This window comes from Pseudomonas sp. GM55 (assembly GCF_000282395.1).
Lineage (GTDB): Bacteria > Pseudomonadota > Gammaproteobacteria > Pseudomonadales > Pseudomonadaceae > Aquipseudomonas > Aquipseudomonas fluorescens_CC.
Genome location: NZ_AKJJ01000080.1, coordinates 69,770 through 81,965 on the forward strand (window position 1 = coordinate 69,770; position 12,196 = coordinate 81,965).

Consider the following 12,196-nt stretch of genomic DNA (forward strand, 5'->3'; position numbering starts at 1 on the left):
AAGGTGGATGAGCGTGTTTGAACTGTTGAACCAATGGCCCTTGGGTCCGCTGGACTGGCTGGTAATCGGTGCGGGCATCGCCCTGGCCTACATCGTGTTCGGCATCGCCGGCTTCGGCACCGCGCTGGTGGCGGGGCCGATTCTGATTCTGTTCATGCCGCTGTCGAAGATCGTGCCGTTGCTGGTGTTGCTCGATTTTGTCGCGGCCTTCGGCAATCTGCTGCCGTCACGGCGCGATGTGGCGAGGCCGGAGCTGTTGCGGTTACTGCCCTGCATGGCGGTGGGGTGCACGCTGGGGGTGATTTTCCTGCTGAGCCTCAAGTCCGACCTGTTGCTGCTGTTGATGGGGCTGTTTATCAGCGCCTATGCGATCTACAGCCTGTGGGTCAAAACCCGGCCGACGCAGTTGTCCGCGGTGTGGGCGTTGCCGATGGGGACAGTGGGCGGAATGTTTGGCGCCTTGTTTGGCAGCGGCGGCTTTCTCTATGCGATCTACCTGAACAGCCGTTTGCCCAAGGAGGCGGCCCGGGCCACCCAGAGTGCGTTGATCAGTTGCAGTACGGTGGTGCGTTTGAGCTTGTTTGCAATCGCCGGTGTGTATGCCGATCTGCCGTTGCTGGTGCTGGCGGTTTGTCTGTTGCCGGCCATGGTGCTGGGGCTGTGGTTCGGTCGGCGGCTGACCATGCGCTTGTCCCGCGAGGCCTTTGTGCGGCTGGTGACGTGGTTGGTGCTGGCGAGCGGGATCGCATTGATCGGGCGCTACTTGAGCACTTGAACTGTCTGTTGCTCTTTGTAGGAGCGAGCTCGCTCGCGATGGTCGTTAACGATAACGCGGGTTGCCGGTTAAACGCGGCGTCTTCGAGTCCATCGCGAGCGAGCTCGCTCCTACACAGAAAAGAAGCTGCAAACCGGCTTCTCAGTCGTTGTACTGGCTCAACAATCGCTCCAGCCGTGCACTGAGGCGGCGTTTGATTTCGGTCTCGATGTGCGGGGCGAAATCGTCGATCACGTCTTGCATGATCAACTGCGCGGCGGCGCGCAGTTCGCTGTCCAGGTGCAACAAGTCATCCGGGTTCTTGCTGGCGACAGGCGCTGTCGCGCGGGCAGGTTCAACGATGGGGGCAGGGGGTGTCGGTACCACGGGCGGCGAAGGCTCGCTCACGGCGTCGAACAACATGGGAATCTGTTCCTGGTCGCCATCCTCGACCGTGTCGGTCAGCAGGGGCGGTTGCAGGTTGTCATCGCCGAGCAATTGGCGGATCGACTCAAGGTCGTCCAGCAGGTGCGCGGACTGTTGCAGCGGTTTTGGAGTGTCCATTGGAAGGCTCAGAGTCGCTGTAAACGGTGATCTTGCAGAGGATAGCCCTGTTCGCGGTAGAAACGGAAACTCTCCCGCGCGGCCTGGCGAATCGTCGGGTCTTCCACCACCACTTCCGCCACGCGGGCGAAACGCTGGGCGAAGGCCGGGACTTTCAGGTCGAGGTTGACCAGCAAATCCTGGTGCTGACCGCAATCGTCACCCAGGCCCAGGACAATCAAGCCATCCGGTTCGCTTTCGGCGGGGCCATGGGGCACAAAGCTTTCACCCTTGAACGTCCAGAGGCGTGCGTCGAGATCGTCGCGCTGGGCAGCGTCGCTGCAATGCAGGTAGACACGGTGACCCATGCGCCAGGCTTTTTCGGTGAGCTTGCAGGCGAAATCCAGGCGTGCCGAAGGATCGGCGCTGGGCAGGATATAGAAGTCGACTTTGGTCATTGCGGTTCCTGAGCCTTGAACGGCGCCACCGCAAGGCGACGCCGTCCAGGCTCATCAGTTTCAGGCTTTGGCGCGGTCCAGCAGGTATTGGGTCAACAGGGGAACCGGACGGCCAGTGGCGCCCTTGTCCTTGCCGCCGCTGGTCCAGGCCGTGCCGGCGATGTCCAGGTGCGCCCAGTTCAGGTTCTTGGTGAAGCGCGACAGGAAGCAGGCCGCGGTGATGGTGCCGGCTTTCGGGCCGCCAATGTTGGCGATGTCGGCGAACGGGCTGTCCAGCTGTTCCTGGTACTCATCGAACAACGGCAGTTGCCAGGCTCGGTCGTCGGCAGCCTTGCCGGCGCTCAGCAGTTGGCCGATCAGTTCATCGTTGTTGCCCAGCAGGCCCGACGTGTGGGATCCCAGGGCGACCACGCAGGCGCCGGTCAGGGTGGCGATGTCGATGACCGCTTGCGGCTTGAAGCGCTCGGAGTAGGTCAGGGCGTCGCACAGCACCAGACGGCCTTCGGCGTCGGTGTTGAGGATTTCCACGGTCTGGCCACTCATGGTGGTGACGATGTCGCCTGGGCGCGAAGCGTTGCCGCTCGGCATGTTCTCGGCACAGGCCAGGATGCACACCAGGTTGATCGGCAGCTTCAGTTCCAGCACGGCACGCAGGGTGCCGAACACGCTGGCGGCGCCGCCCATGTCGTACTTCATTTCATCCATGCCGGCGCCCGGCTTGAGGCTGATGCCGCCGGTGTCGAAGGTGATGCCTTTGCCGACAAGCGCATACGGCTTCTCGGATTTCTTGCCGCCGTTGTATTGCATGACGATCAGGCGCGGTGGCTGGGCGCTGCCCTGGCCCACGGCGTAGAACGAGCCCATGCCCAGCGCCTTGATCTTCTTCTCGTCGAGGACTTCGACTTTCAGGTCCTTGAACGCTTTGCCCAGGTCTTTCGCCTGCTCACCGAGGAAGGTCGGGTGGCAGATGTTTGGCGGCAGGTTGCCCAGGTTGCGGGTAAAGGCCATGCCGTTGGCGATGGCGGTGGCGTGGGTCACGGCGCGCTGCACTTCAGCCTGAGCCGCCTTGATGGTCAGCAGGGTGATTTTCTTCAGGGCGCGGGGTTCGGCTTTCTGGCTCTTGAACTGATCGAAGGTGTACTCGCCGTCCACCAGGGTCTCGGCCAGCAGGCGGGTCTTGCCATAGCTGTCGCGGCCTTTGACGACCAGTTCATCCAGGGCCAGCACCGCATCGCTGCCGCCCAGGCCTTTCAGGGTGTTGAGGATGCCGGCGATGATTTTGCGGAACGGGCGGTCACCCAGTTCCTCATCCTTGCCAACGCCCACCAGCAGCACGCGCTCGGCCTTGAGGTTCGGCAGGCTGTGCAGCAACAGGCTCTGGCCAACCTTGCCGGCCAGATCGCCGCGCTTGAGCACTGCGCTGATCGCGCCGCCGCTCAATTCGTCGAGTTGTCTGGCAACCGCACCGAGCTTGCGACCTTCGCCAACGGAAACCACCAGCGTGGCGGTCTTCAACGTTTCCGGGTTGACGCTTTTTACAACCAGTTCCATGTCCGGGTCCCTGAATTGATGGTTAGCACGCAAGCGCCCGACAGTGGTCTGCGTCGCTTGCTTATAAAATAGAAGGCGCCAATACCGATCGGCGACGAAGGCCGCAGTTTGAACCTCGCCAGCGGCGCCTGACAACCCTCAGGCGTACGATTGTAGGAGCAGCCGGTCGACGCTCGAATGCTCGCGAAGAACTCGAGACCGCCGCGGGGTTTCAGGCTTCCCGCGTTATCGTTGACGACCATCGCGAGCAAGCTCGCTCCTACAGTTGTCCCAATGCATTGCGCAGTGACAGGCGCACCCAATCACAGGATAATGCGCCATCTTTTTTCGGCGGCCCTGTCTTGCGGGCTGTCCGATACGTTTGCTTGTTTGGCCGCCTTAGCCTGACAACCCTGGAGTGTCTGGTTTGATCGTCTTCCGTTATCTATCCCGCGAAGTCCTGTTGACCTTGAGCGCCGTCAGTGCCGTGCTGCTGGTCATCATCATGAGCGGTCGCTTCATCAAATACCTCGCCCAGGCGGCCTCTGGCCTGCTTGATCCAGGGTCGCTGTTCCTGATCATGGGCTTTCGTCTGCCGGGCTTCCTCCAGCTGATCCTGCCGCTGGGGCTGTTTCTCGGGATCCTGTTGTCCTACGGACGCCTGTATCTCGAAAGCGAAATGACCGTACTCTCGGCCACCGGCATGAGCCAGCAACGGCTGGTCTGGATGACAATGTTTCCCGCCACCCTGGTCGCACTGATCGTGGCGTGGTTGAGCCTGAGCCTGGCGCCACAAGGGGCCAACCAGTTTCAGTTGCTGCTGAACAAGCAGGATGCCCTGACCGAATTCGATACCCTGGAGCCAGGGCGCTTCCAGGCCCTGCGTGACGGTACCCGGGTCACCTACACCGAACGCATGTCGGATGACCGCGTCAATCTGGGCGGTGTGTTCATCTCGCAAAAGAACATCAGCTCCAACAACAAGGATCGCGGAATTTCTGTGCTGGTGGCGGAAAAGGGGCGTCAGGAAATTCGTCCGGACGGCAACCGCTACCTGATCCTGGATAACGGTTATCGCTATGACGGTAGCCCGGGTCAGGCCGACTACCGGGCGATCAAGTACGACGAGTACGGTGTGTTGCTGCCAAAACCCGACGTCAGTGACGAAGTTACCGACCGCGATGCGATGCCGACCGGTAGTTTGATCGGCAGTGAAGACATTCGCCTGCGCGCCGAATTGCAATGGCGGATATCGCTGCCGTTGCTGGTGTTCATCGTGACCCTGATGGCAGTGCCGCTGTCGCGGGTCAATCCGCGTCAGGGCCGATTCCTCAAATTACTGCCGGCGATTCTTCTTTATATGGCTTACCTGACCATTCTGATCGCCGCCCGCGGCGCCCTCGACAAGGGCAAGATCCCCGCGGCGCTGGGCTTGTGGTGGGTGCACGGGATTTTCCTCGCCATTGGCCTGGGCTTGCTCTATTGGGAACCCTTGCGCTTGAAGCGGGCGAGTCGCCGCAGCGCGCTGGAGGTGGCCCGTGGTTAAGCTCGATCGCTACATTGGTAGCAGTGTGTTGATAGCGATTCTGGCAGTGCTCGGGATCATTCTCGGTCTGGCGACACTGTTTGCCTTCATCGATGAGATGAGTGAGGTCACTGATACCTACACCCTGGTCGACGTTCTGAGTTATGTGACGCTGACTGCGCCACGCCGGATGTACGAAATGCTGCCAATGGCTGCGCTGATCGGCTGCCTGATCGGTCTGGGCAGCCTGGCCAGCAACAGTGAGCTGACCATCATGCGCGCGGCCGGTGTGTCGACCGGTCGGATCGTCTGGGCGGTCATGAAGCCGATGCTGGTATTGATGCTCGCCGGGGTGCTGGTTGGGGAGTACATCGCTCCGCCTGCCGAGACCGCCGCGCAAGCCAATCGGTCGCTGGCCCAGGGCAGTGGCGATGCGCAAAGCGCCAAGCACGGCCTGTGGCACCGCCAGGGCGATGAGTTCATTCACGTCAACTCGGTACAGCCCAACGGCATCCTGTACGGTGTGACCCGCTATCGTTTCGATAACGAGCGGCACATGCTCTCGGCGAGCTTCGCCAAGCGTGCCGAGTTCGACACGGATCACTGGCAGTTGACGGACGTCACGACCACGCTGTTCCACGAGCGCAGCACTGAAGTGGTGTCGACCCCGGTCGAGCGTTGGGCCGTGGCCTTGAGTCCGCAATTGCTGAGCACGGTGGTCATGGTGCCAGAGTCATTGTCGATCAGCGGTCTGTGGGGTTATATCCACTACCTGGCGGACCAGGGGTTGAACAACAGCCGCTATTGGCTGGCATTTTGGGTCAAGGTGTTGCAGCCGCTGGTGACTGCCGCCCTGGTGTTGATGGCGATTTCCTTCATCTTCGGCCCGCTGCGTTCGGTGACCCTGGGCCATCGCGTGTTCACCGGCGTGCTGGTGGGCTTCACCTTCCGCATCGTTCAGGATCTGCTGGGGCCTTCGAGCCAGGTGTTTGGCTTCCCGCCTTTGCTTTCGGTGCTGGTGCCGGCGGGTGTTTGCGCGGTGGCGGGGCTCTGGCTGTTACGTCGAGCAGGCTGATGGCGGGCATTTTCCGACCGTTTTGACGATAAAAAACGCCCTTGTCGCAAGACCGGGGCGTTTTTGTAAGTGCCGTCTGACCTGCGAACGTGACGCTTGCGCCGTGGATCAGGTACAATTCCCGGCTATTTTTCGGCGGGCTATGCCTGCAGCCTTTTTGAGTGTTGATCCGTGAGTGATTTGAGTCATATCCGCAATTTCTCCATCATCGCCCACATTGACCATGGCAAGTCGACGCTGGCCGATCGCTTCATCCAGATGTGTGGCGGCCTGGCCGAGCGCGAAATGGAAGCCCAGGTCCTGGACTCCATGGACCTTGAGCGTGAACGCGGGATCACCATCAAGGCGCACAGCGTCACCCTGTATTACAAAGCCAAAGATGGTATCAACTACCAGCTGAACTTCATTGATACCCCCGGCCACGTTGACTTCACCTATGAGGTGAGCCGTTCGCTGGCTGCCTGTGAAGGCGCGCTGCTGGTGGTCGATGCCGGTCAAGGTGTTGAAGCGCAGTCGGTTGCCAACTGCTACACGGCGATCGAACAGGGCCTGGAAGTGATGCCGGTGCTGAACAAGATCGACCTGCCACAGGCTGATCCGGAGCGCGTCAAGGAAGAAATCGAAAAAATCATCGGCATCGATGCCACCGACGCGGTCACTTGCTCTGCCAAGACCGGCCTGGGCGTCGATGAAGTGCTCGAGCGCCTGGTGACCACCATTCCGGCGCCGACCGGCAACATCGAAGATCCGCTGCAAGCGTTGATCATCGACTCCTGGTTCGACAACTACCTGGGCGTTGTCTCCCTGGTTCGCGTTCGCCACGGCCGCGTGAAGAAGGGTGACAAGATCCTGGTCAAGTCCACCGGCAAGATCCACCTGGTGGACAGCGTCGGTGTATTCAACCCGAAACATACCCCTACCGCTGACCTGAAGGCCGGTGAAGTGGGCTTCATCATCGCCAGCATCAAGGACATTCACGGCGCGCCAGTGGGCGACACCCTGACCTTGAGCTCGACGCCGGACGTCGACGTGCTGCCAGGGTTCAAGCGCATCCAGCCGCAGGTTTACGCCGGCCTGTTCCCGGTCAGCTCCGACGACTTCGAAGACTTCCGCGAGGCGCTGCAAAAGCTCACCCTCAACGATTCGTCGCTGCAATACACACCGGAAAGCTCCGACGCACTGGGTTTCGGCTTCCGTTGCGGCTTCCTCGGCATGCTGCACATGGAAATCATCCAGGAGCGCCTCGAGCGCGAATACAACCTGGACCTGATCACCACGGCGCCGACGGTAATCTTCGAGCTGCTGCTCAAGACCGGCGAGACGATCTACGTCGATAACCCGTCCAAGCTGCCAGACCTGTCTGCCATCGAAGACATGCGCGAGCCGATTGTGCGCGCCAATATTCTTGTGCCGCAAGAGCACCTGGGTAACGTCATTACCCTGTGCATCGAAAAACGTGGTGTACAGGTCGACATGCTGTTCCTCGGCTCCCAGGTACAAGTGACCTACGACCTGCCGATGAACGAAGTGGTTCTGGACTTCTTCGACCGCCTGAAATCCACCAGTCGCGGCTATGCTTCTCTGGACTACCATTTCGATCGTTACCAATCGGCCAGCCTGGTGAAACTGGACGTGCTGATCAACGGTGACAAGGTCGACGCCCTGGCGCTGATCGTGCACCGTGACAATTCGCACTACAAAGGTCGCCAGTTGACCGAGAAGATGAAGGATCTGATTCCGCGGCAGATGTTCGACGTGGCAATCCAGGCCGCCATTGGCGGGCAGATTGTGGCGCGGACAACCGTCAAGGCGCTCAGAAAGAACGTATTGGCCAAATGCTACGGCGGTGACGTCAGCCGTAAGAAAAAGCTGCTGGAAAAGCAAAAGGCCGGTAAAAAACGCATGAAGCAAGTCGGCAACGTGGAAATTCCACAGGAAGCCTTCCTTGCAGTGCTCAGGTTGGATAGTTAGGTCCTATGTCACTAAATTTCCCGCTGTTGCTGGTCATCGCCGTGTTTGTCTGCGGCCTGTTGGCGTTGCTCGATCTGTTGATCCTGGCCCCGCGTCGGCGTGCGGCCATCGCCTCCTATCAGGGCAGCGTCAGCCAGCCTGACATGGTCGTGGTCGAGAAACTGAACAAAGAGCCGCTGCTGGTTGAATACGGCAAGTCGTTCTTCCCGGTGTTGTTCATCGTGCTGGTGCTGCGTTCGTTCCTGGTGGAGCCGTTCCAGATTCCTTCCGGTTCGATGAAACCAACCCTGGATGTCGGCGACTTCATTCTGGTGAGCAAATTTTCTTACGGGATCCGCTTGCCGGTGATCGACAAGAAGGTCATCGAAGTCGGTGATCCGCAGCGCGGCGATGTCATGGTGTTCCGTTACCCGAGCGATCCGAACGTCAACTACATCAAGCGTGTGGTTGGTTTGCCGGGCGACACGGTTCGTTACACCGCCGACAAGCGTCTGTTCGTCAACGGTCAATCGATTGCCGAACAGCTGGTCGGCTCCGAGCCGGGCACGCTGGGCAGCGCTGAGCTCTACAAGGAAAAACTCGGTGCGGCCGAGCACATGATCCGCAAGGAAATGAGTCGCTACCGCGCAATGCCGGACCATTCGTGGACCGTGCCGGCCGGGCATTACTTCATGATGGGCGACAACCGCGACAACTCGAACGACAGTCGCTACTGGGATGATCCGAGCATTCCCAAGGATCTGCTGGGCATGGTTCCCGACAAGAATATTGTCGGCAAGGCCTTCGCGGTCTGGATGAGCTGGCCGGAACCCAAACTCAGTCACCTGCCGAATTTCTCGCGGGTTGGCCTGATCAAGTAATCAAACACGGCGCTGTTGAACACAGCGCCGAATGCATTTCTGGAACCGACAGAAAGCATGAAGCCAATGATATTCAGGACGTTATTTTTGAACACAGCGTTAATTGTCCCAAGCCTGCGCCGCCTCACGGCGATGGCAGTGCAATCGAGCCACGAACTCAGCGTGGGTAAACCGTGAGCGTCTCCTTAAGCCGTCTAGAGCGTCAGCTCGGCTACACCTTCAAGGATCAGGAACTGATGGTCCTGGCCCTGACTCACCGCAGTTTTGCCGGGCGTAACAACGAACGCCTGGAATTCCTCGGTGACGCCATCCTCAACTTCGTCGCCGGCGAGGCGTTGTTCGAGCGTTTCCCGCTGGCCCGCGAAGGCCAGTTGTCGCGTTTGCGTGCGCGTCTGGTGAAAGGTGAGACCCTGGCCGTACTGGCCCGTGGTTTCGATCTTGGCGAATACCTGCGCCTGGGCTCGGGCGAATTGAAAAGCGGCGGCTTTCGTCGCGAATCGATTCTGGCCGATGCCCTGGAAGCGCTGATCGGTGCGATCTACCTCGATGCCGGCATGGAAGTGGCCCGCGAGCGTGTGCTCGCCTGGCTGGCCGGAGAGTTCGAAGGCCTGACGCTGGTCGACACCAACAAGGATCCAAAGACCCGCCTGCAGGAGTTCCTGCAGTCCCGGGGTTGCGAGCTGCCGCGTTACGAAGTGGTGGATATCCAGGGTGAACCGCATTGCCGGACGTTCTTCGTCGAATGCGAAATCATCTTACTGAATGAAAAAAGCCGAGGTCAGGGTGTGAGCCGTCGTATTGCCGAACAGGTAGCGGCCGCCGCAGCACTGATTGCCCTGGGTGTGGAGAATGGCAATGACTGATACAAACGCAACGCGCTGTGGCTATGTTGCCATCGTCGGCCGTCCGAACGTGGGCAAGTCCACGCTGCTGAACCACATCCTGGGTCAGAAGCTGGCGATCACCTCGCGTAAGCCGCAAACCACTCGCCATAACATGCTCGGTATCAAGACCGAGGGCGATGTGCAGGCCATCTACGTCGACACCCCCGGTATGCACAAGGGTGGCGAAAAGGCCCTGAACCGCTACATGAACAAGACCGCTTCGGCGGCGTTGAAAGACGTCGACGTGGTGATCTTCGTGGTCGACCGCACCAAGTGGACCGACGAAGACCAGATGGTGCTCGAGCGCGTCCAGTACGTGACCGGCCCGCTGATCGTCGCGCTGAACAAGACCGACCGCATCGAAGACAAGGCCGAGCTGATGCCGCACCTGTCCTGGTTGCAGGAGCAGCTGCCGAATGCGCAGATCATGCCAATTTCCGCGCAGCACGGGCACAACCTCGATGCGCTGGAGCGGGTGATTGCCGAGCACCTGCCGGAAAACGATCACTTCTTCCCGGAAGACCAGATCACCGATCGCAGCAGCCGTTTCCTCGCCGCCGAGCTGGTGCGCGAGAAAATCATGCGTCAGATGGGCGCCGAGCTGCCGTACCAGATCACCGTTGAAATCGAAGAGTTCAAGCAGCAGGGCAAGACCCTGCACATCCATGCCTTGATCCTCGTCGAACGCGATGGCCAGAAGAAAATCATCATTGGCGACAAGGGCGAGCGCATCAAGCGCATCGGCACCGAGGCGCGCAAGGACATGGAGCTGTTGTTCGACTCCAAGATCATGCTCAACCTCTGGGTCAAGGTTAAGGGCGGCTGGTCCGATGACGAGCGTGCTCTGCGTTCGTTGGGTTATGGCGACCTGTAAACCAGGTCTACGCTACACCGTAGAAAACTGTGGGAGCGGGCTTGCCCGCGATGAGGATGTAACATTCAGCAGAGAGGTTGAATGTAAGTCCGTCATCGCGGGCAAGCCCGCTCCCACAGTGGTTTTGGGTTGTTAGTAAAGTCGCGATCCGTCATTGAGAGCTCCATGTCCCAGCCCATCGCCCAACCCGCCTACGTCCTGCACTCCCGCGCCTACCGCGAAAACAGCGCCTTGGTGGATTTCCTCACGCCGCAAGGTCGGCTGCGGGCGGTGTTGCGCAGTGCACGGGGCAAGGCCGGGACGCTGGCGCGGCCGTTCGTGCCGCTGGAAGTAGAGTTTCGCGGGCGTGGCGAGCTGAAGAATGTCGGGCGCATGGAAAGTGCTGGCGTTTCCACCTGGCTTAACGGAGAGGCACTGTTCAGTGGCCTTTACCTCAATGAGTTGCTGATTCGCCTGCTGCCCGCCGAAGACCCGCACCCCGCCGTGTTCGATCACTACGCCGCGACCTTGCTCGCGTTGGCCGAAGGCCGTGCGCTGGAGCCGTTGCTGCGTTCCTTTGAATGGCGCCTGCTCGATGATCTGGGTTACGGTTTTTCCCTGACCAGCGATATTCACGATCAACCCATCGCCCCGGATGGTCTCTACCGCTTGCAAGTGGATGCGGGGCTGGAGCGGGTCTACCTGCTGCAACCGGGGCTGTTCAACGGCGCCGAACTGTTGGCAATGGCCGAAGCCGACTGGTCCGCACCTGGCGCGCTTTCTGCTGCCAAGCGTTTGATGCGTCAGGCATTGGCCGTTCATCTGGGCGGTCGCCCGCTGGTTTCCCGAGAGTTGTTTCGAAAACCGTAAATTCCCCATGTATGCTGTGCACCGAACTTTCTCTTCTTCTGGAGCGCTTCCGTGACCACCAGCACCCGTATTCTTCTTGGCGTGAACATCGACCACGTTGCCACCCTGCGTCAGGCCCGGGGCACCCGTTACCCGGACCCGGTCAAGGCAGCACTGGACGCGGAAGAGGCGGGCGCTGATGGCATCACCGTGCACCTGCGCGAAGACCGTCGGCACATTCAGGAGCGCGATGTTCTGCTGCTCAAGGACGTGCTGCAAACCCGCATGAACTTCGAAATGGGCGTCACCGAAGAAATGATGCAGTTCGCCGAACGCATCCGCCCGGCGCACATTTGCCTGGTGCCGGAAACCCGTCAGGAGCTGACCACCGAAGGCGGCCTGGACGTGGCGGGGCAGGAAGCGCGGATCAAGGCGGCGGTCGAGCGCCTGTCGAAGATCGGCTCCGAAGTGTCGCTGTTCATCGATGCCGATGAGCGCCAGATCGAAGCCTCGCGCCGGGTCGGCGCACCAGCCATCGAACTGCACACCGGGCGTTATGCCGATGCCCAGACGCCGGCCGAAGTCGCTGAAGAGCTCAAGCGTGTCGCCGATGGCGTGGCCTTCGGCCTGGCCCAGGGCCTGATCGTCAATGCCGGCCATGGCCTGCACTATCACAACGTCGAAGCTGTGGCGGCGATCAAGGGCATCAACGAACTGAACATCGGGCATGCGCTGGTGGCTCATGCGTTGTTCGTTGGCTTCAAGTCGGCTGTTTCGGAGATGAAGGCGCTGATTCTGGCGGCTGCCCGGTAGGAGCGAGCTTGCTCGCGAAAAACCTGAGGGCGCCGCGGGGCATCAGGTTTTTCGCGTTATCGTTGACGACCATCGCGAGCA

General features: G+C 60.4%; 12 protein-coding genes. 9 read left to right on the forward strand and 3 right to left on the reverse strand.

Translation table 11 applies throughout. The annotated features are described in order from the left end of the window. Window positions 1-7 precede the first annotated feature (7 nt). Window positions 8-775, forward strand: a complete 768-nt coding sequence (locus PMI31_RS20565) for a sulfite exporter TauE/SafE family protein (protein WP_008020279.1) — start codon at window positions 8-10, stop codon at window positions 773-775. A gap of 141 nt (window positions 776-916) precedes the next feature. Here PMI31_RS20565 and PMI31_RS20570 read toward each other — a convergent pair whose 3' ends face one another. Genes PMI31_RS20570 through PMI31_RS20580 form a run of 3 tightly spaced genes read right to left on the reverse strand, consistent with a single transcriptional unit; the run spans window position 917 to window position 3,306 of the window. Next, window positions 917-1,318 carry a hypothetical protein gene (locus PMI31_RS20570; RefSeq protein WP_008020282.1) on the reverse strand — a complete coding sequence of 134 codons (402 nt, stop codon included), beginning with the start codon at window positions 1,316-1,318 and terminating at the stop codon, window positions 917-919. A gap of 8 nt (window positions 1,319-1,326) precedes the next feature. Further along, a complete protein-coding gene (locus PMI31_RS20575) occupies window positions 1,327-1,755 on the reverse strand; it encodes a DNA polymerase III subunit chi (protein ID WP_008020283.1) in 429 nt (142 codons plus the stop codon). Window positions 1,756-1,815: 60 nt separating this feature from the next. Then, window positions 1,816-3,306 (reverse strand): leucyl aminopeptidase, encoded by a 1,491-nt coding sequence (locus PMI31_RS20580; protein WP_008020285.1) that lies wholly within the window; start codon window positions 3,304-3,306, stop codon window positions 1,816-1,818. Between the two features lie 406 nt (window positions 3,307-3,712). On the opposite strand from PMI31_RS20580, the gene lptF reads away from it, so the two are divergent. The 8 genes from lptF (at window position 3,713) to pdxJ (ending at window position 12,115) form a co-directional block, all read left to right on the forward strand. Then, window positions 3,713-4,831: an LPS export ABC transporter permease LptF gene (lptF, locus tag PMI31_RS20585; protein WP_008020286.1), complete on the forward strand. Its 1,119-nt coding sequence runs from the start codon at window positions 3,713-3,715 to the stop codon at window positions 4,829-4,831. Further along, window positions 4,824-5,885, forward strand: coding sequence for an LPS export ABC transporter permease LptG (lptG, locus tag PMI31_RS20590; protein WP_008020288.1), 1,062 nt, complete (start codon window positions 4,824-4,826; stop codon window positions 5,883-5,885). The genes lptF and lptG overlap by 8 nt, the downstream gene beginning before the upstream one ends. 171 nt (window positions 5,886-6,056) lie before the next feature. Next, window positions 6,057-7,856: a translation elongation factor 4 gene (lepA, locus tag PMI31_RS20595; protein ID WP_008020289.1), complete on the forward strand. Its 1,800-nt coding sequence runs from the start codon at window positions 6,057-6,059 to the stop codon at window positions 7,854-7,856. A gap of 5 nt (window positions 7,857-7,861) precedes the next feature. Further along, a complete protein-coding gene (gene lepB / locus PMI31_RS20600; protein ID WP_007973961.1) occupies window positions 7,862-8,716 on the forward strand; it encodes a signal peptidase I in 855 nt (284 codons plus the stop codon). 173 nt (window positions 8,717-8,889) lie between these two features. Further along, a complete protein-coding gene (rnc, locus tag PMI31_RS20605) occupies window positions 8,890-9,579 on the forward strand; it encodes a ribonuclease III (RefSeq protein ID WP_007973960.1) in 690 nt (229 codons plus the stop codon). After that, complete coding sequence (gene era, locus PMI31_RS20610; RefSeq protein WP_008020290.1) at window positions 9,572-10,474, forward strand: GTPase Era; 903 nt, start codon at window positions 9,572-9,574, stop codon at window positions 10,472-10,474. Before rnc ends, era begins: the two co-directional genes overlap by 8 nt. A gap of 165 nt (window positions 10,475-10,639) precedes the next feature. After that, window positions 10,640-11,323 (forward strand): DNA repair protein RecO, encoded by a 684-nt coding sequence (gene recO, locus PMI31_RS20615; RefSeq protein ID WP_008020291.1) that lies wholly within the window; start codon window positions 10,640-10,642, stop codon window positions 11,321-11,323. A 51-nt stretch (window positions 11,324-11,374) separates the two neighbouring features. Beyond that, window positions 11,375-12,115, forward strand: coding sequence for a pyridoxine 5'-phosphate synthase (gene pdxJ / locus PMI31_RS20620; protein ID WP_008020293.1), 741 nt, complete (start codon window positions 11,375-11,377; stop codon window positions 12,113-12,115). The last annotated feature ends 81 nt before the right edge of the window (window positions 12,116-12,196 follow it).

Bases quoted from the DNA above. Each gene is read 5' to 3' on its own strand.
- PMI31_RS20565 (WP_008020279.1), top strand. From the start codon at position 8: ATGAGCGTGTTTGAACTGTTGAACCAATGGCCCTTGGGTCCGCTGGAC.
- PMI31_RS20570 (WP_008020282.1), bottom strand. From the start codon at position 1,318: ATGGACACTCCAAAACCGCTGCAACAGTCCGCGCACCTGCTGGACGAC.
- PMI31_RS20575 (WP_008020283.1), bottom strand. From the start codon at position 1,755: ATGACCAAAGTCGACTTCTATATCCTGCCCAGCGCCGATCCTTCGGCA.
- PMI31_RS20580 (WP_008020285.1), bottom strand. From the start codon at position 3,306: ATGGAACTGGTTGTAAAAAGCGTCAACCCGGAAACGTTGAAGACCGCC.
- lepB (WP_007973961.1), top strand. From the start codon at position 7,862: ATGTCACTAAATTTCCCGCTGTTGCTGGTCATCGCCGTGTTTGTCTGC.
- era (WP_008020290.1), top strand. From the start codon at position 9,572: ATGACTGATACAAACGCAACGCGCTGTGGCTATGTTGCCATCGTCGGC.
- recO (WP_008020291.1), top strand. From the start codon at position 10,640: ATGTCCCAGCCCATCGCCCAACCCGCCTACGTCCTGCACTCCCGCGCC.